Source organism: Streptomyces shenzhenensis (genome assembly GCF_021462265.1).
GTDB lineage: Bacteria > Actinomycetota > Actinomycetes > Streptomycetales > Streptomycetaceae > Streptomyces > Streptomyces shenzhenensis.
In genome coordinates, this window is record NZ_JAJONF010000018.1 from 46,891 (window position 1) to 68,325 (window position 21,435).

The window sequence follows — 21,435 nt, forward strand, 5'->3', positions numbered from 1 at the left end:
CGGGTCCCGTAACGGGTAGTTCACGCCCGGGCGTTGACTTATGTTACCGGGGGTAAGGATGATCCCGGCCATGGCGACAGACGCGGTCCATCCGACCCCTCCCTTCCCCCGGTTCCCCGACGGCTTCCGCTGGGGTGTCGCGACCTCGGCGCACCAGATCGAGGGCGCGGCCGACCGGCGCGAGGCGTCCGTGTGGGACGTGTTCGAGGCGGAGCCGGGCCGCGTCAAGGACGGCTCCACGGCGGCGGTGGCCTGCGACCACTACCACCGCTACCGCGAGGACGTGGCGCTCCTGGCCGGCCTCGGCGTGGACGCGTACCGCTTCTCCGTCTCCTGGCCCCGGGTGCGCTTCGCCGGCGGCCTGGACTTCTACGACCGCCTGGTGGACGAGCTGTGCGCGGCGGGCGTGCGGCCGGTCGCGACCCTCTTCCACTGGGACCTGCCGATGGCCCTGCACGAGAAGGGGGGCTGGCTGGAGCGGGACACCGCCTTCCGGTTCGCGGACCACGTGAGTGCGGTCGCCGACCGGCTCGGCGACCGCGTCCCCCAGTGGATCACGCTGAACGAGCCCGCCGAACACACCCTGCTCGGCCATGCCCTCGGCACCCACGCCCCCGGCCGGCAGCTGCTCTTCGACGCGCTCCCGGTGGCCCACCACCAACTCCTCGCCCACGGTCTCGCGGTCCGTGCGCTGCGCGCGGCCGGCGCCGCCGACGTCGGCATCACCAACTCCCACGGCCCGGTCTGGCCGGCCTCGCAGGAGCCCGCCGACCTGGAGGCGGCCGGCTTCTACGACGTCCTCCTGAACCGGCTGTTCGCCGAGCCCGTCATCCTGGGCGCCTACCCCGACGGCATGGGCGAGCTGATGCCCGGGGACGTCGGGTCCGACCTGAAGGTGATCGCCGAACCGGTCGACTTCTACGGCGTGAACTACTACTCCCCGACCCGGGTCGGCGCCCCGCAGGGCACCGAGATCGAGTTCGGCGGAGTCACCATGCCGGCCGAACTCCCCTTCTCGGTGCGGGAGATCGAGGACGTCCCGGTGACGGACTTCGGCTGGCCGGTGGTCCCGGAGGGCCTGACGGAACTCCTCACCGCCTTCCGCGACCGCTACGGCGACCGCCTACCGCCCGTCGTCGTCACCGAGAACGGCTGCTCGTACGAGGGCGTCGACGACCAGGACCGCATCGCCTACCTGGACGGCCACATCCGGGCCCTGCACTGGGCCGTCGAGGCCGGGGTGGACGTGCGCGGCTACTTCGTCTGGTCGCTCCTCGACAACTTCGAGTGGGCCGAGGGGTACGCGCGCCGCTTCGGCCTGGTCCACGTCGACTACGCGACCCTGAAGAGGACGCCGAAGTCGTCGTACGGTTGGTACCGGGACGTCCTGCGGGCGCAGAGATGACGACGCTGCGGGAACCCGGCGCCGCGCTGGCGGAGCCGGCCGAGCGGGTCGGGAGGGGCTGGACGGCGGCGCTCTGTCTCGCCAACGGGGCCATCTGGGTGGGCTGGTACGGCCCCCTGCAGATCCTGCTCGCCTCCCAGGCCAAGGACTTCGCGCCCGGCTCCGGGATGTCGAAGGAGACGATGCTGGCGTGGGTGACCGGCGTCGGCGCGGTGGCGTCGCTCGCGGCGAACCCGGTCTTCGGCGCGCTGTCGGACCGTACGACGTCCCGCTGGGGCCGCCGCACGCCGTGGATCGTCGCCGGTGCGGCGGGCGGGGCACTGTCCCTGCTGCTCCTCGCGGACGCCGGCGGCATGTGGACGATGATGCTGGGCTGGTGCCTGGTCCAGCTGACCCTGAACGCGGCGTTCGCGGCGGTGACGGCGGCGGTGCCGGACCGGGTGCCGAGGCTCCAGCGGGGTTCGGTGGGCGGCTGGCTGGGGGCCGCGCAGATCCTCGGCGTGGTCGGCGGCACCGGGCTGGCGACGGCCGCCGGGGGTGTCAGGGCGGGCTATGCGGCGTGCGCGGTGTTCACGGCGCTGGGCGTGCTGCCGTACGTCCTGCGCCACCCGGATCTGCGGCTGGCGCCGGCGGACCGGCCGGAATGGTCCTGGCGGGGCTTCCTGGCGGGCTTCTGGCTGAGCCCGCGCCGGTATCCGGACCTGGGCTGGGCCTGGCTGACCCGCTTCCTGATCAACCTCAGCAACGCGCTGGTGTTGCTGTACCTGCTCTACTACCTCCGCGACCGCCTGCACCACGCCGACCCCGGCCAGGGGGTGCTGGTCCTGACCGCCGTCAACGGGCTGACCCTGATGGCGACGGTCGTGGTCGGCGGGGTCTGGTCGGACCGGACGGGCCGCCGCAAGCCGTTCGTGATCTGGTCGGGGATGCTGATGGCGGTGGCGACGGCGCTGCTGGCGGTGTGGCAGACCTGGCCGGGGGCGATCGTGGCCGCGGCGGTGCTGGGCGTCGGCTTCGGGGTCTTCACCTCCGTGGACTTCGCGCTGATGACCGACGTCCTGCCGAAGGCCCTGGACCGCGGCAAGGACCTCGGCGTCATCAACGTGGCCAACGCCCTGCCGCAGGTCGCGGCGCCCGCCCTCGCCGCGCCGATCGTCACCTATCTCGGCGGCTACCGGGTGCTGTACCTGGTGGCGGCGGTGATCGGGCTGGCGGGGGCGGGGCTGGTGGGGCGGATACGGGGAGTCGACTGATCCGGTCCTACAGGGCGCCGGCGTCCCGCGCCGTCCAGATGCTCGGGTAGATCGGCCGGAAACCCAGGTCCCGACGGATCTTCTGGTTGGACATGATCCCGAACCAGGGGTCGGGGTCGGTGCGGGTGTACAGGTCGGCGGGTACCTCGACGCCGTTGAGCTGGTGCAGTTCCACGGTGGTGACCGGGGCGTCGTCGGCGATGTTGTGGACCGGGCCGTTCACCGCGGGCGCGTACAGCAGCCGCGTCAGCCCCTGCGCGACGTCCGCGTGATGGGCCATCTGCAGCCGCTGCGCGGGGGCCCAGTGCGCGGCCCAGTGCATGACGTTCACGAGATGGGGGTCGCCCTCGCCGTAGACGAAGGGCAGCCGCCCGATCCGCACCTCCATGCCGCCCGCCAGCGCGAGCAGCTCCCGCTCGGCGGCCGCCTTGGACTCCGGGTAGGCGCCCCACATCTCACCGCCGGGCCGGCTCTCGTCGTCCTCCGTCAGCGGGCGGCCGCGTCCGGTGCCGTACACGTTCCCGGTGCTGACCTGCACGAACCGTCGTACGCCGGCCGAGACCGCGGCCCTGCCCAGGGCGACGGCCGCGTCCCGGTTGACGGCCCAGGCCTCCTCGTCGGGCACCCCGCGGAAGGCGGCGGCGACGTTCACGACGGCGTCCGCCCCGGCGACGGCCTTGCCGAGCGCCTCCTCGTCCCGCAGGTCGCCGACGACGACCTCGGCGCCCAGTGCGGCCAGCGGCTCCCCACGGGCCGCGTCCCGCACCAGCACCCGTACCCGCTCGTCCTTCTGTGCCTGCTGGATCAGCCGCGGCACGAACCGCCGCCCGACCTGGCCGGTCGTACCGGTGACAAGAGTGATCACGGTGTTCTCCTTCGCTCCGTTGCCACCACCCTCGCCGGGTCCCGGCGCGGCCGGGAGAGACCTTCCGATCAGGGGACCGGCAGTCCCTGGATAAGCCGGACGGCCCGGGCCACCCTGGAGAGGTGAACCGTCCCGAACTCGCCGACTTCCTGCGCCACACCCGCACCCGCCTGGACCCGTCCGACGTGGGCCTGCCGCCGGGCGCCCGGCGGCGTACCCCGGGGCTGCGGCGCGAGGAGGTGGCGTCGCTGGCGGGCATGTCCGCCGACTACTACACGCGCCTCGAACAGTCCCGGGGCCCGCGCCCGTCCCGCCAGATGCTCACGGCGCTGGCCCGCGCCCTGCGGCTGACGGAGGACGAACGGGACCACCTGTTCCACCTGGCCGGCGAGGAACCCCCGCGCCGGGAGGCGACGAGCACCCACGTCCGCCCCGGCCTCCTCCTGGTCCTGGACCGGCTGCACGACACCCCGGCGCTGGTGACGACCGACTGCGGCGAGGTCCTGGCCCAGAACGCCCTGTCACGGGCGCTGAGCGGCGACGTCCTGGCCCGCCCGCCGCGGGACCGCAACCTGGTCCGCCGCTTCTTCCTGGACCCGGCGGCCCACCGGCTCTGCCCGCCCGAGGACCGCCCGCTGCGGGCTCGCGAACACGTGGCGAACCTCCGCGCGGTGGCCGCGGCCCGCCCCACCGACCCGGTCCCCGCCGCCCTCGTCGCCGAACTCCTCGCGGGCAGCGAGGAGTTCGCCCGCCTCTGGGCCGAACACGAGGTGGCGGTACGCCGCGCGACGACCAAACGCTTCCTCCATCCGGCCGTCGGCCTGCTGGAACTGGACTGCGAGGTCCTCCTCAACGCCGACACCCACCAGCACCTCGTCGTCCACACCGCCCGCCCGGGCACGGAGTCCCACGAACGTCTGCGGCTGCTCCAGGTGGTGGGCCTGCAGGACATGACCCCGAGCCGCTCCTGAACGCTGTTCCGACAAGGAGGACACCGGGCTGACCGTCCTGCGGTCAGGTCACGGCACCGTGCCACGGCTTGTTGTGCGAACCGCCGCACGTGCCGCACGAGGCGGTGTGGACGGCGGCGGCCGGGCCCGTCCGGATGCTGGGCCGGGCTCGGCTGGGTACCGGCGGTCGGAGACCGGCCGTGCGCGGACACGGTCTGCGGCGCAGGCCCCGGCATCGCGCCGTGGCCTGGGTCGTCCCGTCACTCGGGTGATGTGCTGCCGGTGCGCGCGGATCGTGCGGGCCGGCCGTTCGCGGTGGGGAGGCGCAGGCGTCCGTCGTGGACTTCGGCGATCTGGTCGACGGCGGTGAGGTGGCTGCGGTCGTGGGTGACCAGGACGGTGGCAGTGGCCCGCTGGTGGGTGAGGCGGGTGATCAGGCCGAGGACGGCGGCGCCGCGTTCGTGATCGAGGGCGCTGGTGGGCTCGTCGACCAGGAGAACGGCGGGGTCGTTCATCAGGGCGCGGGCGATGTTGACGCGCTGGCGCTGGCCGCCGGAGAGCTGGTGGGGGCGGCGGCCGGCCTGGTCGACGAGGCCGACGGCGTCGAGGAGTTCCATCGCACGGGTGTGGGCGGTACGGGGTTTGCGGCCGTCGATCTGGGCCATGACCTGGAGTTGTTCGGCGGCGGTGAGGGAGGGCAGCAGGTTGGGCTGCTGGAAGACGATGCCGATCTTGTGGCCGCGCAGTTCCGTCAGCTCGCCGCGGGTGAGGGCGGTGGTGGTCTGCCCGTCTACGGTGACGGTGCCGGTGTCGGGCGCGATCAGGGTGGCGGCGACGGCGAGGAGGCTGGACTTGCCGGAGCCGGAGGGGCCGACCACGGCGGTCAGGCTGCCCTTGGGAACCTCCAGGCTGACCTGGTCGAGGGCGGTCAGGCGGGTGTCGCCGTCGGGGTAGGTGAGGGTGATGCCGGTCAGGCGCAGGCTCATCTGGCGCTCCCCAGGGCGGTCAGCGGGTCGACGGAGACGATGCGGCGGATGGACAGGGCGGCGCCGAGCGCGCCGAGGAGGACGATCACGACGGCCGGCATCAGGACGATGGCGGGGGTGAGGAGGAACGGCACGGCGGAGCCGGACACGAGGGCGCCGAGGGCGACGGCGACGCCGGTGCCGGTCAGTGTGCCGCCGACGAGCAGGACCAGGGCCTGGCCGAGGGCGTCCGTCAGCAGGCCCGCGGTGGAGGCGCCCAGGGCCTTGAGGACGGCGACGTCGCTGCTGCGCTGAATGGTCCACACGGTGAAGAAGGCCCCGATGACGAGCGCGGAGATGGCGAACAGGAAGCCGCGCATCAGCTGCAGGGAGCGGTTCTCGGAGGTGTAGGAGCCGATCGCGGACAGCGAGTCGCCGGTGGAGACCGTCTTGGTGCCGGCCCTGTGGTCGGTGGCGGCCACATCGGCCCTGACAGTGGTGTTCAGGGCGATGACGGTGGCCCTCGGACCCCGCCCGTCGCCGGTGGGCGGCGCACTCTTCCGCCAGGTGTCCAGGCTGGTCCAGATCACCGGGGTGTGGCTGAAGTGGGCGTCGCCCTCGACGGCGGCCACCTTCAGCTGCCGGCCTGCCAGGGTGAGGGAGTCACCGGCCTGCACGCCGAGGCCGTCGGCGGCCGCGGTGGACAGCACCACCGCGCTGCCGAAGATCCTGTTGCTGTCCGGGGCGAGGCGGGAGCCGGGCTCGACACCGAAGACCGAGACCCCGGTGCTCCGGTCTCCCGCGGTGGCACTGGTCGTGGTGATTCCCAGCGGTTCGGCGCTTTCGACACCGGGCGCCTCGGACCACTGCCGCCACTGCGCCTCAGTGACGGTGGAGTTGGCGTACGACAGATCCTGCCCGCCATGGGGAGCCTGGAAGGCGATCTTGCCGGCGGGCAATCCCGTGATCGCGGAGATGTTCTGCCGGGCCAGTCCCGCCGTCAGCCCGGACAGCAGTCCGACCAGCAGGGTGATCAGCACGATGACGGTCCCCATCAGGGCGAAGCGCCCCTTGGCGAATTTCAGTTCTCTCCAGGCGACGAACACGGCCCTGGCCCGTCCTTTCCGGCGGTGGAAGCGGTATGACCCCACCGTCGCCGCCGGGCCCCCGTACGCGCCTCCGGCGCAGGAGGGCACTTGGCGGGCCGAAAGACGGCACGTGGGTTCTAACTTTCGATGGAGGCCCCGGGGGAGCCGGTCTGCGTAACCTTGGGCGCACTGTGAACTCCGCTGCCCCCGCGCTGACCCCGACCACCCGGGCCCTGGCCTGGTGCCTGCACCTGCTGGTCATCGGCCTGCTCGCCCTGGCCGCCGTCCGGACCGTGGCCGACGACCGGCCCCACGCCGGGTGGACCGTCGCCGCGGCGGCAGCGTGCGGTCTGGTGTACGCGGTCGGGCCCACGCTGCCGGGCGTACGCCGCTCGCGGCGGGCCGCCGTGCTGTGGCTGGCCGCCGTGGGCGCCTGCTGGCTGGTGCTGCTCGCCCTGTCCCCCGACGGCGTGTGGGTGGCCTTCCCGCTCTATTTCCTCCAACTGCACCTGCTGCCCCGCCGTGCCGGACTGGCGGCCGTGGCTGCTACCGCGGCGACGGCCATCGCGGGCTTCGCCGCCCACCAGCACTCGTTCGGCCCCGCCGTGGCCATCGGCCCCGCCCTCGGCGCCGCCGTCGCCGTCGCGGTGGTGTGGGGGTATCAGGCCCTGTACCGGGAGAGCGAACACCGCCGCCAGCTGATCGAGGAACTCACCGCCACCCGCGCCGACCTGGCCAGTGCCCAGCACACCGCCGGCGTACTGGCCGAACGCGACCGCCTGGCCCGCGAGATCCACGACACCCTCGCCCAGGGCCTCTCCAGCATCCAGCTGCTGCTGCGCGCCGCCGAACGCGCCCTGCCCCAGGCACCACAGAACGCGGCCCGCTACGTCGGCCAGGCACGGCAGGCCGCCGTCGACAACCTCGCCGAGGCCCGCCGATTCGTCGCCGCCCTCACCCCGCCCACGCTGGAAGGCACCACTCTGGCCGGCGCCTTGGAACGCCTGTGCACCACCACCTCGGCCCGGCACCGGCTCACCGCACACTTCCACCTCACCGGCGACCCCGCCCCGCTCGCCACCGCACACGAGGTCGCCCTGCTGCGCATCGCCCAGTCCGCCGTGGCCAACACCGTCCGCCACGCCGCGGCCACCACGGCCGACGTCACCCTCAGCTACCTCGGCGACCACGTCGCCCTCGACGTGGTCGACGACGGACGCGGTTTCGCCCCCGACCGCCTGCCCGCCCCCGACCCCGAGGCCGGCGGCTTCGGACTGGCCGCCATGCGCGCCCGCGCCCACGCCCTCGGCGGCACCCTCACCATCGGATCCGCCCCCGGCCACGGCACCGCCCTGGCCGCCCGCCTGCCCCTCACCCCGCCGACCGAGCCCGAGGCCCGACCGTGAGCGACGACACCCCCATCCGCCTCCTCCTGGCCGACGACCACCCCGTCGTACGGGCCGGGCTGCGCGCCGTGCTGGAAACCGAGCCCGGCCTCGTCGTCATGGCCGAAGCCGCCACCGCCGAGGACGCCGTCACCCGCGCCGCCGAAGGCGACATCGACGTCGTGCTGATGGACCTGCAGTTCGGCAAAGGCATGGGCGGTGCCGAAGCCACCGCCCGGATCACCGCCCGCCCCGGAGCCCCCCGCGTGCTGATCGTCACCACCTACGACTCCGACGCCGACACCCTGCCCGCCATCGAAGCCGGCGCCACCGGATACCTCCTCAAAGACGCCCCGCCCGAGGACCTGACAGCCGCCGTTCGCACCGCAGCCGCAGGCCGCACCACACTCGCGCCCACCGTCGCCGACCGGCTGATGAACCGCCTGCGCACCCCCGGCACCGCCCTGACCCGGCGCGAGAGCGAAGTCCTCGGCCTGGTTGCCGACGGCCTGTCCAACCAGGCCATCGGTAACCGCCTCCACCTGACCGAGGGCACGGTCAAGTCCCATCTCGCCCGCATCTACTCCAAGCTCGGCGTCGACTCCCGCACCTCCGCCGTGGCCACAGCAACCGCCCTCGGCGTCATCCGCCGCTGACCCGCGCACCTGCGAACGCCCAGCCACCCCGAAGCAGACACAGCATCGTGTCTGCCCGCCGGCCACGGTTCCATAGATCTCCGAGGCCGAAGACCGCATCACCGCACGGCCACCACCGCACGGCCGACGCGCCTGCGCCCTCTCAGAACCCCAGCCGCCGCAGCTGCTTCGGATCCCGCTGCCAGTCCTTCGCCACCTTCACGTGCAGGTCCAGGAAGACGGGTGTGCCGAGCAGGGCCTCGATCTGTTTGCGGCTCTTCATGCCGACCTCCTTCAGGCGCTTGCCCTTGGGGCCGATGATGATGCCCTTCTGGCTGGGGCGCTCGATGAACAGGTTGGCGTGGATGTCCAGGAGGGGCTTGTCGGCGGGGCGGTCCTCGCGGGGGAGCATCTCCTCGACGACGACGGCGATGGAGTGCGGCAGTTCGTCGCGGACGCCCTCCAGGGCGGCCTCGCGGATCAGCTCGGCGATCATGACCTGCTCGGGCTCGTCGGTCAGGTCGCCCTCGGGGTAGAGGGCGGGGCCCTCGGGGAGCAGCGGCACGAGCAGGTCGGCCAGCAGGCCCACCTGCTTGTCGCCGACCGCCGAGACCGGGACGATCTCGGCCCACTCGAAGCCCAGCTCCTTGCCGAGCTGGTCGATCGCGATCAGCTGCTCGGCGAGGGTCTTGGAGTCGACGAGGTCGGTCTTGGTGACGACGGCGACCTTGGGGGTCTTGCGGATCCCCGCCAGCTCCTTGGCGATGAAACGGTCGCCCGGACCGAGCTTCTCGTTCGCCGGGAGGCAGAAGCCGATCACGTCCACCTCGGCCCAGGTGGTGCGCACCACGTCGTTGAGCCGCTCGCCGAGCAGGGTGCGCGGCTTGTGGAGGCCGGGGGTGTCGACCAGGATCAGCTGGGCGTCCTCCCGGTGCACGATCCCCCGTACCGTGTGCCGCGTCGTCTGCGGCTGGTTCGCGGTGATCGCCACCTTCTGCCCCACCAGAGCGTTCGTGAGGGTGGACTTGCCCGCGTTGGGGCGCCCGACGAAACAGGCGAAGCCCGCCCGGTGGACGGCCTCCGACGGTTCCGACGGCTCGGTTGACTGGCTGCGAACGCTCATGGCCCCCATTCTCCCTGATCCACGAGGCCCCGCCGCACCGTGAGATTTCGGTAACCCCGAGGCAACGAAACGTCACGGAAACACAGCCGTACGCGACCGGAAACGGAGACCGGTGACCCTCGGACGAGCCCCGACCCACGTGGGAGACGCCCGTGTTCCTCTCCGCCGCGCACGCCGACACCGGTGACACCGCCTGGCTGCTCGCCGCCACCGCCCTGGTCCTGCTGATGACCCCGGGTCTGGCCCTGTTCTACGGCGGCATGGTCCGCACGAAGAGCGTCCTCAACATGCTGATGATGAGTTTCGTGTCGATCGCCCTGGTGACGGTGGTGTGGCTGGCGGGCGGATACACGCTCGCCTTCGGGGACGACGTCGGCGCCGGGCTTCTCGGCGACCTCGCCCACGCGGGCATGGCCGGCCTCGGGCCGGCCAGCGTCCAGGGCACCGTCCCCACCCTCCTCTTCGCCACCTTCCAGCTCACCTTCGCGATCATCACGGCCGCGCTGATCAGCGGCGCCATCGCGGACCGGGCGAAGTTCGGCGCGTGGCTGGTCTTTGTACCGGTCTGGGCGCTGCTCGTATACGTTCCCGTCGCGCACTGGGTGTGGGGCCCCGGTGGCTGGATCGCGCACCGCCTCGGCGCCCTGGACTTCGCCGGCGGCCTGCCCGTCGAGATCACCTCCGGCGCCTCCGGCCTCGCCCTGTGCCTGGTCCTCGGCCCGCGGCTCGGTTTCAAGAAGGACGCGATGCGGCCGCACAACCTCCCGATGGTGATCATGGGCGCCGGTCTGCTCTGGTTCGGCTGGTTCGGCTTCAACGCGGGTTCGGCGATGGGGGCGAACGGCCTGGCCGCCGCCGTCTTCCTGAACACCCTCGCCGCCGGCTGCACCGGCCTGCTCGGCTGGCTCTTCGTCGAGCAGAAGCGCGACGGCCACCCCACCACCCTGGGCGCCGCCTCCGGCTCGGTCGCCGGCCTGGTCGCCATCACCCCGTCCTGCGGCTCGGTCTCCCTGCTCGGCGCGCTGGTCGTCGGCCTCGCCGCGGGCGTGCTCTGCTCGTACGCCGTGAGCTGGAAGTTCAAGCTGAACTACGACGACTCCCTCGACGTCGTCGGCGTTCACCTGGTCGGCGGCATCGTCGGCACCCTCCTGATCGGCCTGTTCGCCGAGAAGGCCATGACCCATGGCGCCGAGGGCCTCTTCTACGGCGGTGGGCTCGCCCAGCTCGGCAGGCAGGCGGTGGCGGTGGCGGCCGTCGCGGCGTACGCGTTCGCCGTGACGTACGGCATCGGCAGGCTGCTCGACAAGGCGATGGGCTTCCGGGCGGCCGAGGACCAGGAGCACACGGGTCTGGACCTTACGGTGCACGCCGAGACGGCTTACGATCACGGGGTCCTGGGCCACGGCGCCCCGGTCGCCCACTCCGTCCTCCCCACCGCCCAGAAGGTCAAGAGCCAGCCATGAAGCTCATCACCGCGATCGTCAAGCCCTACCGCCTCGACGCGGTGAAGACCGCGCTCCAGGAGCTCGGCGTGCACGGCCTGACCGTGACCGAGGCCAGCGGGTACGGCAGGCAGCACGGCCACACCGAGGTCTACCGGGGCGCCGAGTACCGCGTCGACCTGGTCCCCAAGGCCCGCATCGAGGTCGTCGTCGAGGACGCCGACACCGAGCCGGTGATCGAGGCGATCGTCAAGGCCGCGCAGACGGGGAAGATCGGGGACGGGAAGGTGTGGGCGGTGCCGGTGGAGACGGTCGTACGGGTGCGGACGGGCGAACGCGGCCCCGACGCCCTCTGAACAGTCCGGCGTACGGCCTGCCGCCTCCGCGGCGCGTCCGGGCGAACGGCCTGCCGCCCCTGCGGCGCGTCCGGGCGAGCAGCGCACCGCCCACCGCGCCGGCGGCGAACGCCACCGCCACCACCAGCCACGGCAGCGCGAGGAACGACGCGCTCGCCGACTGTCTGGTGCCGGTCGCGCTGGCCGTCACCGTCACGTCGCCCCAGTCGAGTTGGGGTGCGTCCCGCCAGCGCGCGGTGAGCCTGACCCGCTCCCCGGGCAGCAGCTCGGAGGGGATCCGGGTGAGGTCCCGGCTGAGCAGAGTACGGCCGAACAGGCCCCGCGCGCGCAGCCGCACCTTCGGATCCAGGGTGACGTTCCCGGTGTTGTGCAGGGTGTAGGAGATCGTCGCCGTGCTGTCGCCGAGACCGGGGACGAGTGGCTGGTGATGGCTGATGTGCACGTTCTCGACGGCGAGGGCCGGGAGTGTCGGCCCGCTCACCCGCAGATAGACGCGGGCGCCGACGGCCCGCCGCACGCCGAGCGCCAGGGAACCCGCCCCCGGGTCGACCCGCTCGTCCAGTGCGACGATCGCACCGGGATGGTCACCGGGTTCGGCGCCCTTGGGCACCCGCAGCGTGAACGGAACCGTGAGTGTCCGGTGCGGCGGCACGGTGACCCGCGCCTTCCCCGGCCTCGCCCAGGCCCCCACCCCCCGCATCTTCTCCTGCACCGTCCGGACGGCGAAGCCGCCGTCCCGCGCGGTGTTGTAGGCGTCGGCCGCGTAGAGCCGGAAGGTGAGCGGCCGGCCGGTCTTGTTGGCGACGGCCACCTTGTCGGTGATCGTCTGCCCGGGGGCGAGGGAGAGGTAGAAGTACGGCCGCGCGGCGATCCTGGAGGCGACCGGGTAGACGGACCAGCTGCCGTTGTCGGCGGCGCGCGCGGGAGACGCCGTGCACAGGACGCCGAGGATCAGGCTCAGGAGGAGGACATACGGCTTGACGCGACGCATGGGTGCGGACCCCCGGTCGGAAGCGGGTCGGTGGCGACCGGGTCTCTCACTGGCCGAAAGCCCGGTCGCCACGGTGGAGTTGGCAGGCGGCTCAGGTGAGCGTCAGGGTCAGGACCCCGGAGTACGACCCCGGAGGGGTGAACGCCGGTACGTCCAGGGAGAGCCCGGCGTCGACCGTGAACTCACCGCCGGTGAGCGTGCCGTCCGGCGTCGAGGCGAGGGTCGCCCCGGAGCTGCCGACGGTGCCCGCCGAACCGGCCGCACAGGTGCTGGGGCTGCCGGACTTGGTGGCACAGCTCGGCGTCCAGCTCAGCTTCCCGGCGTCGATCTTGGCGCCGGGACCGGTGAAGTCGGTGACCTTGCCGGTGAGCGACCAGCCGGCCGGTCCGCCGCGGAAGTCCTTGACGGTGACGGTCTGCAGGTTGCCCGTGGACGCCCCGCCCTGCCCGAAGTCGACCGCCGACAGCGCGACGGAGTCCCCGGCCTGGGACATGGACAGGGTTCCCGCCTTGACCGTGGTCGTCAGCTTCTGGCTCCCGTCCGGCACCGGCGTGGTGTCGTTGACGACATAGGCGGCCGGCCCGGCCCCCGCGTCGGCGCTCCACGCGCTGCCCTCGTACGCCACGACCCCCGTCGTCGTCTTGTCGTTGACGACGAGGGGCGCGCTGAACGAGCCGTCGGAGCCCGCGGTGGCCGTCGCCGTGTCGGCGGTCTGCGTGCTGCCGGACCGCCCGGCCAGCGTCACGGTGGCCCCCGGCGTGAAGTTCTGCCCGCTGACGGTCACGCTGTCACCGGGGTTCCCGGAGGCCTTGTCGAGACTGATGGCACGGTTGTTGACCGGGGTGGTCGAGGTCGCCGTGACGGTCTGCGACACCGGGGCGGGCGGGTTGGTGACCGTGCAGGGGGTGTCCAGCTCCAGGATGTAGCTGGTGTGGATGTTGTAGTCGGCGGGCGAGAGCGTGATGGCGCCCGGTGAGGTGACCGTGAACGTCCCGGTCATGGAGAACGACGGGAAGGTCCCGTACCCGGGCACCGGATCGTTCTTCTTCGGCCCGGTCACCGTGACGTCCCCGGTCTGCGCGCCGCCCAGCGCCACCTTCCCGGTCGGCGTCATGATGTCGGCCGGCAGGGCGAGGGCGGTGGGGTTGTTGGCGGCGGGCGTGACCACGGTGTAGGTCACGGTGACCGTGTCGCCGACCTTGGGGCTGGTGTTGTCCACCGAGATGTTGGCGGTGGTGGTGCCGTCGATTGGCGGCAGGCCCGCGACGGCGGGCGGGATGCAGTGCGTGGCGAAGTCGACGTTCGTCCCGGCTGCACCGGCCGGACAGGCCAGCGCGCCACCCGCCGTTACCGCGAGCGCGGTCGCCCCGAACAGTGAGATCCAGCGCCACCGTCGGGATCTTCGTGATCCTGGGGGTGAACCCATGTGTGCCCCCCTCCTGAGGGATGCGGGCGCAGCGGCTCCTCTGCGCCGACAGGGGGCCATTGATGTGGAGGGCGCGTGAGAAGTCAATGGAGATGCCGCAGAAACCTGACGGTTCATCAGGTTCTGCGGCATCCGGAACGAACCCGTGGGCGGGCTCAGAAGACGAACGGGCCCGGGGACTGGGCGGCGCTGGACGTACAGGTGACGGTGACGCCGAAGATGACCATCTTCAGCGAGCCGCCGTGGAAGTCGAGGGTGTCGCCGGAGGCCACGGTGCCGGGGAGCGGGCCGACGGTGACGTTGTCGCCGGAGGCCATGGCCGGGTTGACGGTGCCGCTGAACACGACGTTGCTGCCGGCCGAGTTGGCCATCGTCAGCGTGGAGGCGATGGAGTTCGCCGACAGGGCGAGCGGGGCCTTGATGGCGCTGGAGGTGAGGGTGATGGTGGCGCTGGTGCCGCTCTGGGTGGCGGTGAGGGTGGCCGCGCCGCCGCCGAAGATGCCGCAGCTGGCGGTGACGGTGGCGGTGGTCGGGGTGACAGCGGCGGCCGAGGGTGCGAAGGCCAGCGCCGTGGCGGCGAGGGTTCCCGCCGCGAGTGCCGCACCGGTGGCTATTCGTTTCATGGGGATCAGTTCCCTTCCCGTTGCGTGGGAATGCCATGTGGGGATGGTGACCCCGGTCCGGGTGGGTGCGGGCACACCGCGGGGCCGAATCTGACGGTCCGTCGGAACTTACGTGACCCATTGATGCGCGAGCGACACAGACCTACAAGGTTGAAATTTGGCCGAGTGCGGGGAGGGCCCCCGAACGGTGACGGGGCGGCTGCGGGAGGGTGTGGCGGCGGTGCCTGGGCGGCTGCGGGCGCGAGGGGGTACCCGCGCAGTTCCCCGCGCCCCTTCGGGTGGGACCAGCGCAGGCGCCCCAAAAGGGCGCGGGGAACTGCGCGACCAGCCACGACGGCGCCGCACCCGTCCCCCTCCTCCGCCCCCTCAGTCAACCCGCTCCCGCCCCTCCCCCGACGGAGTCAGAGAACGCCTCGCCCCTCAGCGCAGCGAGTCGGGTGGACGGGCGGGCAGAGATCAAACGGAGACAGTGAGCCGGACCTCCCCGTCCGCCCCCGCCAGCAGCACCGGCGTCCCCGGCCCCCCGAGATCCCGCACCGCGGCCAGGTCCTCAGCCGAAACCTCCTCGGCCCCCGACACCACCGCCGCCGCCTCCAGCGACTCCGCCCCCGACGCCACCGCCATCGCCACCGCCGTCCGCAGCGCGCTCAGCTTCAGCGAGGGCAGTTCCACGGTTCCCGCCACATACGTACGGCCCGTGGAGTCCCGTACGGCCGCCCCCTCGGGCACCTGGTTGCGGGCCCGGGCCGAGCGGGCCAGGACGACGATCTTGCGGTCCTCGGGGTCGAGCGCGTTGCTGTCGGTCATGCCCCGAGCATACGAACTCCCCGCCCCGGCTCCGCTCTCCTCCCCCCTTCACCGGACGGAGTCAGCCGAGGGTCTGGACGATCTGACTCCGTACGCCGTCGTGCACCACCCGCCTCCGCGCACCGTTCACCGGCGGCAGGAACGGCCGCACATGCCCGCGAGGGCGGGGCGGCCGGGGGCGCGCGCGTCCCACGAGGACTGCCTGCGAGGCATAGCGACCTCTTCGACCTGGTTGCCGCCGCCGGCAGAAGGCGCGCGCGCTGCCCTCGCAGGCCTCGCCGAAGACCAGCTGCGACTCGTCCCCGGCGACGTCGGCGAGTGTCTCGATACAGCCGCCGACCAGCCGGCCCTCGACCTCCACGTCCCCGCTCCCGTCGAGCCGTACGCGAAGGTCACTGGGACGCAGCGGGCGCGGACCTGTGACGGGCAGTGGTCATACGGCACGTCCGACCCCGCGCCGGCCGCCCCGGGCAACCGGCTTCACGGCCGGTCCAGCCGCAGCCGCTCCGCTCTCGGCAGGCCGGCGACGACAAGGTCGTACGAGTCCTCGATCAGTTCTCTGACGAGCCGGTCGGGCAGGCCGCCGTCGACGGTCACGGTGTTCCAGTGCCGCTTGTTCATGTGGTACCCCGGCGCGATCAGCCCCTCGTGGTCGGTGCGGAGCCGCACCGCGTCGTCGGGGTCGCACTTGAGGTTGACCTTGAGGGGCTCCGCGGCCGTCCAGCTCAGCGCGAACATCTTGCCGAGCACCTTGAAGACCGAGACGTCCGGGCTGAACGGGAAGTCCTCCTCGGCCGCGTTGAAGGAGAGGCAGAAGGCGCGGAGCTGGTCCGGGGTCACTCGGGATCGCCCTCCGTGGCGTCGGGCACCGGCACCGGCTCCACCAGCACCGTCACGATCTTGTTGCGGCGGCCCGCGGCGGACTCGGCGGTCAGCGCCAGCCTGCGCCCGTCGGGGAGTTCGACCTGGGCGGAGGCACCGGCGATCGGCACCCTGCCGAGGGCTTTCGCGAGCAGTCCGCCCACCGTCTCCACGTCCTCGTCGTCGTACTCCTCCAGGCCGTACAGCTCGCCGAGGTCCGTGATGTCGAGGCGGGCGGTGACCCGGTAGCGGTCGTCGCCCAGAACGGTGACGGGCGGGAGCTCACGGTCGTACTCGTCGGTGATCTCGCCGACGATCTCCTCCAGGATGTCCTCGATGGTGACGATCCCGGCCGTGCCGCCGTACTCGTCGATGACGACGGCGACGTGGTTGCGCTCCTTCTGCATCTCGCGCAGCAGGTCACCGGCGTTCTTGGTGTCGGGCACGAAGAACGCGGGCCGCATCGCGGTGGAGACCAGGTCGGACTCGGCGTCCCGGCTGATGTGCGTCTTGCGGACCAGGTCCTTCAGATACACGATGCCGACGATGTCGTCCTCGCTCTCCCCGGTGACGGGTATCCGGGAGAAACCGGAGCGGAGCGCGAGGGTGAGGGCCTGGCGGATGGTCTTGTACCGCTCGATGACGACGAGGTCCGTCCTCGGGACCATGACCTCGCGCACCAGCGTGTCGCCCAGTTCGAAGACCGAGTGCACCATCCGGCGCTCCTCGTCCTCGATCAGGGACTCCTGCTCGGCGAGGTCGACCAGGGCACGCAGCTCGGCCTCGGAGGCGAACGGGCCGCGGCGGAAGCCCTTGCCGGGGGTGAGGGCGTTGCCGATGAGGATGAGGAGATACGGGACCGGGCCCATGATCCTGGCCAGCGGCAGCAGCACGTACGCGGCGGCCGTGGCCGTGTTCAGCGGGTGCTGGCGGCCGATGGTGCGCGGGGAGACGCCGACCGCGACGTACGACACGAGCACCATCACGCCGATCGCGGCGAGCAGCGCCTGCCAGGTGGTGGGGATCTCCTGGAGGCACGCGTAGGTAACCAGGGCCGCGGCGGCCATCTCGCAGGTGACGCGGACCAGCAGTGCCACGTTCAGGTAGCGGGTGGGGTCGGCGGCGAGCTCGGCGAGCCTGGCGCTGCCGCGCCGCCCGGACTTCACCGCCTCCTCGGCCCGGAAACTGGAGACGCGGGCGATACCGGCCTCGGCGCAGGCGGCCAGCCAGGCGACGACCACCAGCGCGATCGCGCCGAGGACGATCTGCGGACTCATACGAGGACGACCCGCCTACGAGACCGTCGGCGCCGGCGAGGGCCCGGTCAGGCCCTGCTCGGCACGCCAGCCGTCCACGATGGCCGCCTGCAGGCCGAACATCTCGGCCTTCTCGTCGGGCTCCTCGTGGTCGTAGCCGAGCAGGTGCAGCACACCATGGACGGTGAGCAGCTGGAGCTCCTCGTCCATGGAGTGCTGGGTCTCCGCCTCGGCACCCTGCTTCGCGGCGACCTCCGGGCACAGCACGATGTCACCGAGCAGCCCCTGCGGCGGCTCGTCCTCGTCCTTCGACGGCGGCCGCAGCTCGTCCATCGGGAAGGACATGACATCCGTCGGCCCGGGCAGGTCCATCCACTGGATGTGCAACTGCTCCATGGCGTCGGCGTCCACGACGATCACCGAGAGCTCGGAGAGCGGGTGGATGCGCATCCGTGCGAGCGCGTAGCGGGCGATGTCGAGGATCGCCTGCTCGTCGACCTCGGTTCCGGACTCGTTGTTGACGTCGATCGACATGACGCTGTGCTTGTCTACTTCCCCTTGTGCGCGGACTTCGAGCGGCCGCCCTTGTGCGTGCCGTTCTCCGTGCCGTGCGTGCTGTCGTACTGCTCGTACGCGTCGACGATACGGCCCACCAGCTTGTGCCGTACGACATCGTGGGACGACAGCCGGGAGAAGTGCACGTCCTGTACGCCTTCGAGGATCTCCTGCACCTGCCGCAGACCGCTCTTGGTGCCGTTGGGCAGGTCGACCTGCGTCACGTCACCGGTGATCACGATCTTCGACTCGAAGCCGAGCCGGGTGAGGAACATCTTCATCTGCTCGGGCGAGGTGTTCTGGGCCTCGTCGAGAATGATGAAGGCGTCGTTGAGGGTGCGGCCGCGCATGTAGGCGAGGGGCGCCACCTCGATCGTCCCGGCCGCCATCAGACGCGGGATCGAGTCCGGGTCGAGCATGTCGTGCAGTGCGTCGTACAGCGGGCGCAGGTACGGGTCGATCTTCTCGTAGAGCGTGCCCGGCAGGAAGCCGAGCCGCTCGCCCGCCTCGACCGCGGGCCGGGTCAGGATGATGCGGTTGACCTGCTTGGACTGCAGGGCCTGCACCGCCTTGGCCATGGCCAGGTAGGTCTTTCCGGTACCGGCGGGGCCGATGCCGAAGACGATCGTGTGCTTGTCGATCGCGTCGACGTACCGCTTCTGGTTGAGGGTCTTGGGGCGGATGGTGCGGCCGCGCGAGGACAGGATGTTCTGCGTCAGAACCTGGGCCGGGGTCTCCTCCGGGCCCTCCCCGTTCTCACTCGCCCGCAGCATGGCGATCGAGCGTTCCACTGCGTCCTCCGTCATCGGCTGCCCGGTGCGGAGCACCAGCATCATCTCGTCGAACAGGCGCTGGACGATGGCGACTTCACGGGCATCGCCGACCGCGCTGATCTCATTGCCCCGGACGTGGATGTCGGCCGCCGGGAAGGCCTTCTCGATCACGCGTAGCAGGGAGTCGCCGGATCCCAGCACGGTGACCATCGGGTGCTGGGCGGGAACCTCGAACTGAGCTCGGGCCTGCTGCTGCGCGGGAGTCTGAGCTGTTGGTGTCTGAGTCATGGGCCGGCGCTTAAGGCCTGCGGTTCCTCCTCGTCACGGCCGCGTAGCTGAGGGCGGCCTCGCGTTATCAAGCGTACGACGCGGGACTGACAACGCCGTAGGCCTTTTCTCAGGGAAAGGTTCCCGGGCAAAGGCGCCCCCGCTGCCGCCGTGAGCCCTGCATGCGCTCCGGCACGCCCCGGCAGAATCCGTGCCGTCACTGCCCCACGTGGTCGGGGGCCGCGTTCGCTCCACGCCACCTGTCCGCACAGAAAGCAGGTAGCCGTGCTGCTGCGTCTGCCCACGTCGGTGTCCGAGGCCCGGGAATGCCTGGCCGAGGGCGCGGTCCCCGTCGGCGGAGCGACCCTGATATGGGCCGTGTGGCAGCGGGACGGCTTCCCGGAACACGCGGTGTCCCTGCGGAACGTACCGGAGGCGACGGCGATAGGGAGCGGGGTGCTCGGGGGCGCGGTCCTTCTCCACCAGCTGGACGACCGGGTTCCGGAGGTGCTGCGGCGGGCGGCGAAGGGCGTCGGCACGGGGGCGGTGCGCCGGGCGGCGACCGTGGGCGGGAACATCGCCGGGTCGAGTCTGCGGGATCTGCTGCCGGCGGCGATCGTGCTGGACGCGTGGGCCGAGGTGCTGACGGCGGACGGGGTGGCGGAGGTGGACCTCGCGGAGGTCCAGGCCAAGTCGCCGGTCCTGCTGTCGCTGCGCTGGCGGGAGCCGGTGAAGGGGGCGTACACGAAGGTGCCCGACCCGGCGGGCGGGCAGGTCCCGACGATCGCCGCCGCGGCGGTGGACCCGCAGGGCGTGCTGCGGGTCGCGGTGCGGGAGGGGTATGCGGTGAGCGGCGGGAGCGCGGGGGCCGACGGGGGCGGGGTGGCGGAACTGTTCGCCGGTGCGCTGTCGGGGGTGTCGGAGGCGGGGCGGGCGCTGGTGCGTCAGCAGGTGGCCGAGGCGCTCGGCGGGTAAGAGCCGGCCGAGGCCTGCCCAGCACCCCGGCAACCCAGCTGCGGGCAGGCGTGCCGCAGGGCGGCACGGGTGGGCGCTGGGGGTCCCCCCGGCCGAAGGCTGGGGGAGGCACCGTGCCGGCGCCGTAAGCGGAACCCCCCGCCCCGGCCCCCACTCACCCGCACCCGCCCCTCCCCCGGCTCCACACTCATCCCGCCCGCCCGAACCCGATCGTCGGCACCGCCCTCCGCAACGGCCAGGGCCTCACCTGGTCCTCCTCCGGCACCAGCCCCTCCAGGAACGCGTACCGCCGCAGCGCCGCCGGATCCTGCCCCGACACCGACTGCACCTTCCGCCACCACGCCCCGATCTCCGACCAGCCGGGAGCCGACAGGGAGCCGCCGAACTCCTGGACGGACAGCGCCGCCGTCAGCCCCGCGAAGGCGAGCCGGTCGGCCAGCGGCCAGTCGGCCAGCGTCCCGGTGACGAACCCGGCGACGAAGACATCGCCCGCCCCGGTCGGATCGAGGGCCTCCACGGCGATCGCCGGTACCTCCGCGGACTCCCCGGTCCGCCTGTCGACCGCGTACGCCCCCTCTCCCCCGAGCGTGACCACGGCGAGCGGCACGTACGCGGTGAGGGCGTGCGCGGCGGCCCGCGGGCAGTCCGCGCCGGTGTACCGCATGGCCTCCTCCGCGTTCGGCAGGAACGCCTCGCAGTGTTCGAGATCGGCGAGCGCGGCCAGGTCCCACTCCCCCGTGTCGTCCCAGCCGATGTCGCCGAAGATCCGGGTGCCCTCGGCGGCCGCGCGGGCGATCCACGGGTTGCGTTTGCCCGGCGTGAGGGAGGCGACGGCGGCGCGCGCGTGGGCGGGGCGGCCGGGTGCGTTCTGCTGGCGGAACAGCGTGTCGGCGGGCGGCTCGTGCCCGTGGGACACCATGGTCCGCTCACCCTCGTACGCCATGGAGACGGTGACCGGCGAGTGCCAGCCGCGCACGGTCCGGGACGGGGAGAGGTCGATGCCCTCGCCCTGGGCGAGGGCGTCCCAGCAGTACTCGCCGTAGTGGTCGTCGCCGAAGGCGGCCGCGAGGGAGGTCTTCAGGCCGAGGCGGGCGAGGGCGGTGGCCATGTTCGCGATGCCGCCGGGGCTGGAGCCCATGCCGCGGGCCCAGGACTCGGTGCCGCGCACCGGCGCGGAGTCCAGGCCGGTGAAGATGATGTCGAGGAAGACGGTGCCGGTGAGGTAGACGTCCCAGGGCGGGTCGTCCGGCGTGCGCAGGGCGGCCAGCGGGTCGACCTGTGCGGCGCGGTGCGGTGTCGTTGCTCCCCTGTCGTCGTCGAGGTACTCGGGTTCCTCTCCGGCGAACGCGTTGGACGCGGTCACGGTGCGCTCCCTGGCTGTGCGGATCCGGCAAGTCTGCACCATGCCGGGGCCGAGGCGGCCGCTCTCACCGT

The 21,435-nt window shown here is 72.3% G+C and carries 22 protein-coding genes; 8 read left to right on the forward strand and 14 right to left on the reverse strand.

What is annotated here, in order from left to right:
- The first annotated feature begins 70 nt into the window (after positions 1–70).
- Complete coding sequence (locus tag LQ326_RS23125) at positions 71–1,405, forward strand: GH1 family beta-glucosidase (RefSeq protein ID WP_234539342.1); 1,335 nt, start codon at positions 71–73, stop codon at positions 1,403–1,405.
- Positions 1,402–2,658: an MFS transporter gene (locus LQ326_RS23130; protein WP_234539344.1), complete on the forward strand. Its 1,257-nt coding sequence runs from the start codon at positions 1,402–1,404 to the stop codon at positions 2,656–2,658. The genes LQ326_RS23125 and LQ326_RS23130 overlap by 4 nt, the downstream gene beginning before the upstream one ends.
- A 7-nt stretch (positions 2,659–2,665) precedes the next feature.
- Here LQ326_RS23130 and LQ326_RS23135 read toward each other — a convergent pair whose 3' ends face one another.
- On the reverse strand, positions 2,666–3,523 hold the full coding sequence (locus LQ326_RS23135; protein WP_234539346.1) for an NAD-dependent epimerase/dehydratase family protein: 858 nt from the start codon (positions 3,521–3,523) through the stop codon (positions 2,666–2,668).
- Between the two features lie 122 nt (positions 3,524–3,645).
- Here LQ326_RS23135 and LQ326_RS23140 point away from each other — a divergent pair, with 122 nt between their 5' ends.
- Positions 3,646–4,494 carry a helix-turn-helix transcriptional regulator gene (locus LQ326_RS23140; protein WP_234539348.1) on the forward strand — a complete coding sequence of 283 codons (849 nt, stop codon included), beginning with the start codon at positions 3,646–3,648 and terminating at the stop codon, positions 4,492–4,494.
- A 239-nt stretch (positions 4,495–4,733) separates the two neighbouring features.
- Here the strand turns inward: LQ326_RS23140 and LQ326_RS23145 are convergent, their stop codons facing one another.
- Together LQ326_RS23145 and LQ326_RS23150 are read right to left on the reverse strand one after the other, a co-directional pair.
- Positions 4,734–5,459, reverse strand: coding sequence for an ABC transporter ATP-binding protein (locus LQ326_RS23145; protein ID WP_234539350.1), 726 nt, complete (start codon positions 5,457–5,459; stop codon positions 4,734–4,736).
- Positions 5,456–6,544 (reverse strand): ABC transporter permease, encoded by a 1,089-nt coding sequence (locus LQ326_RS23150; protein ID WP_234539351.1) that lies wholly within the window; start codon positions 6,542–6,544, stop codon positions 5,456–5,458. The genes LQ326_RS23145 and LQ326_RS23150 overlap by 4 nt, the downstream gene beginning before the upstream one ends.
- 173 nt (positions 6,545–6,717) lie before the next feature.
- On the opposite strand from LQ326_RS23150, the gene LQ326_RS23155 reads away from it, so the two are divergent.
- Together LQ326_RS23155 and LQ326_RS23160 are read left to right on the forward strand one after the other, a co-directional pair.
- Positions 6,718–7,932, forward strand: a complete 1,215-nt coding sequence (locus tag LQ326_RS23155; protein WP_234539353.1) for a sensor histidine kinase — start codon at positions 6,718–6,720, stop codon at positions 7,930–7,932.
- On the forward strand, positions 7,929–8,567 hold the full coding sequence (locus tag LQ326_RS23160; protein WP_234539354.1) for a response regulator: 639 nt from the start codon (positions 7,929–7,931) through the stop codon (positions 8,565–8,567). Before LQ326_RS23155 ends, LQ326_RS23160 begins: the two co-directional genes overlap by 4 nt.
- Positions 8,568–8,709: 142 nt before the next feature.
- Here the strand turns inward: LQ326_RS23160 and era are convergent, their stop codons facing one another.
- Positions 8,710–9,678 carry a GTPase Era gene (gene era / locus LQ326_RS23165; RefSeq protein ID WP_234539356.1) on the reverse strand — a complete coding sequence of 323 codons (969 nt, stop codon included), beginning with the start codon at positions 9,676–9,678 and terminating at the stop codon, positions 8,710–8,712.
- A gap of 143 nt (positions 9,679–9,821) precedes the next feature.
- Between era and LQ326_RS23170 the strand changes: the two genes are divergently transcribed.
- Positions 9,822–11,132 carry an ammonium transporter gene (locus LQ326_RS23170; RefSeq protein WP_308402000.1) on the forward strand — a complete coding sequence of 437 codons (1,311 nt, stop codon included), beginning with the start codon at positions 9,822–9,824 and terminating at the stop codon, positions 11,130–11,132.
- On the forward strand, positions 11,129–11,467 hold the full coding sequence (locus tag LQ326_RS23175; protein WP_234539357.1) for a P-II family nitrogen regulator: 339 nt from the start codon (positions 11,129–11,131) through the stop codon (positions 11,465–11,467). Before LQ326_RS23170 ends, LQ326_RS23175 begins: the two co-directional genes overlap by 4 nt.
- On the opposite strand, the gene LQ326_RS23180 is transcribed toward LQ326_RS23175, so the two are convergent.
- The 9 genes from LQ326_RS23180 to LQ326_RS23220 form a co-directional block, all read right to left on the reverse strand.
- On the reverse strand, positions 11,361–12,458 hold the full coding sequence (locus LQ326_RS23180) for a WxL protein peptidoglycan domain-containing protein (protein ID WP_234539359.1): 1,098 nt from the start codon (positions 12,456–12,458) through the stop codon (positions 11,361–11,363). The genes LQ326_RS23175 and LQ326_RS23180 overlap by 107 nt on opposite strands.
- Positions 12,459–12,549: 91 nt before the next feature.
- Positions 12,550–13,884 carry a beta-xylosidase gene (locus LQ326_RS23185; protein ID WP_234539361.1) on the reverse strand — a complete coding sequence of 445 codons (1,335 nt, stop codon included), beginning with the start codon at positions 13,882–13,884 and terminating at the stop codon, positions 12,550–12,552.
- Positions 13,885–14,039: 155 nt separating this feature from the next.
- Complete coding sequence (locus LQ326_RS23190) at positions 14,040–14,507, reverse strand: hypothetical protein (RefSeq protein ID WP_234539362.1); 468 nt, start codon at positions 14,505–14,507, stop codon at positions 14,040–14,042.
- 456 nt (positions 14,508–14,963) lie between these two features.
- A complete protein-coding gene (locus LQ326_RS23195) occupies positions 14,964–15,314 on the reverse strand; it encodes a cytidine/deoxycytidylate deaminase family protein (RefSeq protein WP_234539364.1) in 351 nt (116 codons plus the stop codon).
- A gap of 61 nt (positions 15,315–15,375) precedes the next feature.
- Positions 15,376–15,675, reverse strand: a complete 300-nt coding sequence (locus LQ326_RS23200) for a hypothetical protein (RefSeq protein ID WP_234539367.1) — start codon at positions 15,673–15,675, stop codon at positions 15,376–15,378.
- Positions 15,676–15,794: 119 nt separating this feature from the next.
- Positions 15,795–16,154 carry an MmcQ/YjbR family DNA-binding protein gene (locus tag LQ326_RS23205; RefSeq protein WP_234539368.1) on the reverse strand — a complete coding sequence of 120 codons (360 nt, stop codon included), beginning with the start codon at positions 16,152–16,154 and terminating at the stop codon, positions 15,795–15,797.
- A complete protein-coding gene (locus tag LQ326_RS23210) occupies positions 16,151–17,452 on the reverse strand; it encodes a hemolysin family protein (protein WP_234539370.1) in 1,302 nt (433 codons plus the stop codon). The genes LQ326_RS23205 and LQ326_RS23210 overlap by 4 nt, the downstream gene beginning before the upstream one ends.
- 15 nt (positions 17,453–17,467) lie before the next feature.
- Positions 17,468–17,965, reverse strand: coding sequence for an rRNA maturation RNase YbeY (ybeY, locus tag LQ326_RS23215; protein ID WP_234539372.1), 498 nt, complete (start codon positions 17,963–17,965; stop codon positions 17,468–17,470).
- A gap of 14 nt (positions 17,966–17,979) precedes the next feature.
- On the reverse strand, positions 17,980–19,047 hold the full coding sequence (locus tag LQ326_RS23220) for a PhoH family protein (RefSeq protein WP_234539373.1): 1,068 nt from the start codon (positions 19,045–19,047) through the stop codon (positions 17,980–17,982).
- Positions 19,048–19,311: 264 nt separating this feature from the next.
- On the opposite strand from LQ326_RS23220, the gene LQ326_RS23225 reads away from it, so the two are divergent.
- The gene (locus LQ326_RS23225) at positions 19,312–20,001 is read left to right on the forward strand and encodes an FAD binding domain-containing protein (protein WP_234539374.1); all 690 of its coding nucleotides are present in this window, start codon (positions 19,312–19,314) and stop codon (positions 19,999–20,001) included.
- Between the two features lie 187 nt (positions 20,002–20,188).
- Here the strand turns inward: LQ326_RS23225 and LQ326_RS23230 are convergent, their stop codons facing one another.
- Positions 20,189–21,364: a carbohydrate kinase family protein gene (locus tag LQ326_RS23230; RefSeq protein ID WP_234539376.1), complete on the reverse strand. Its 1,176-nt coding sequence runs from the start codon at positions 21,362–21,364 to the stop codon at positions 20,189–20,191.
- Positions 21,365–21,435: the final 71 nt, after the last annotated feature.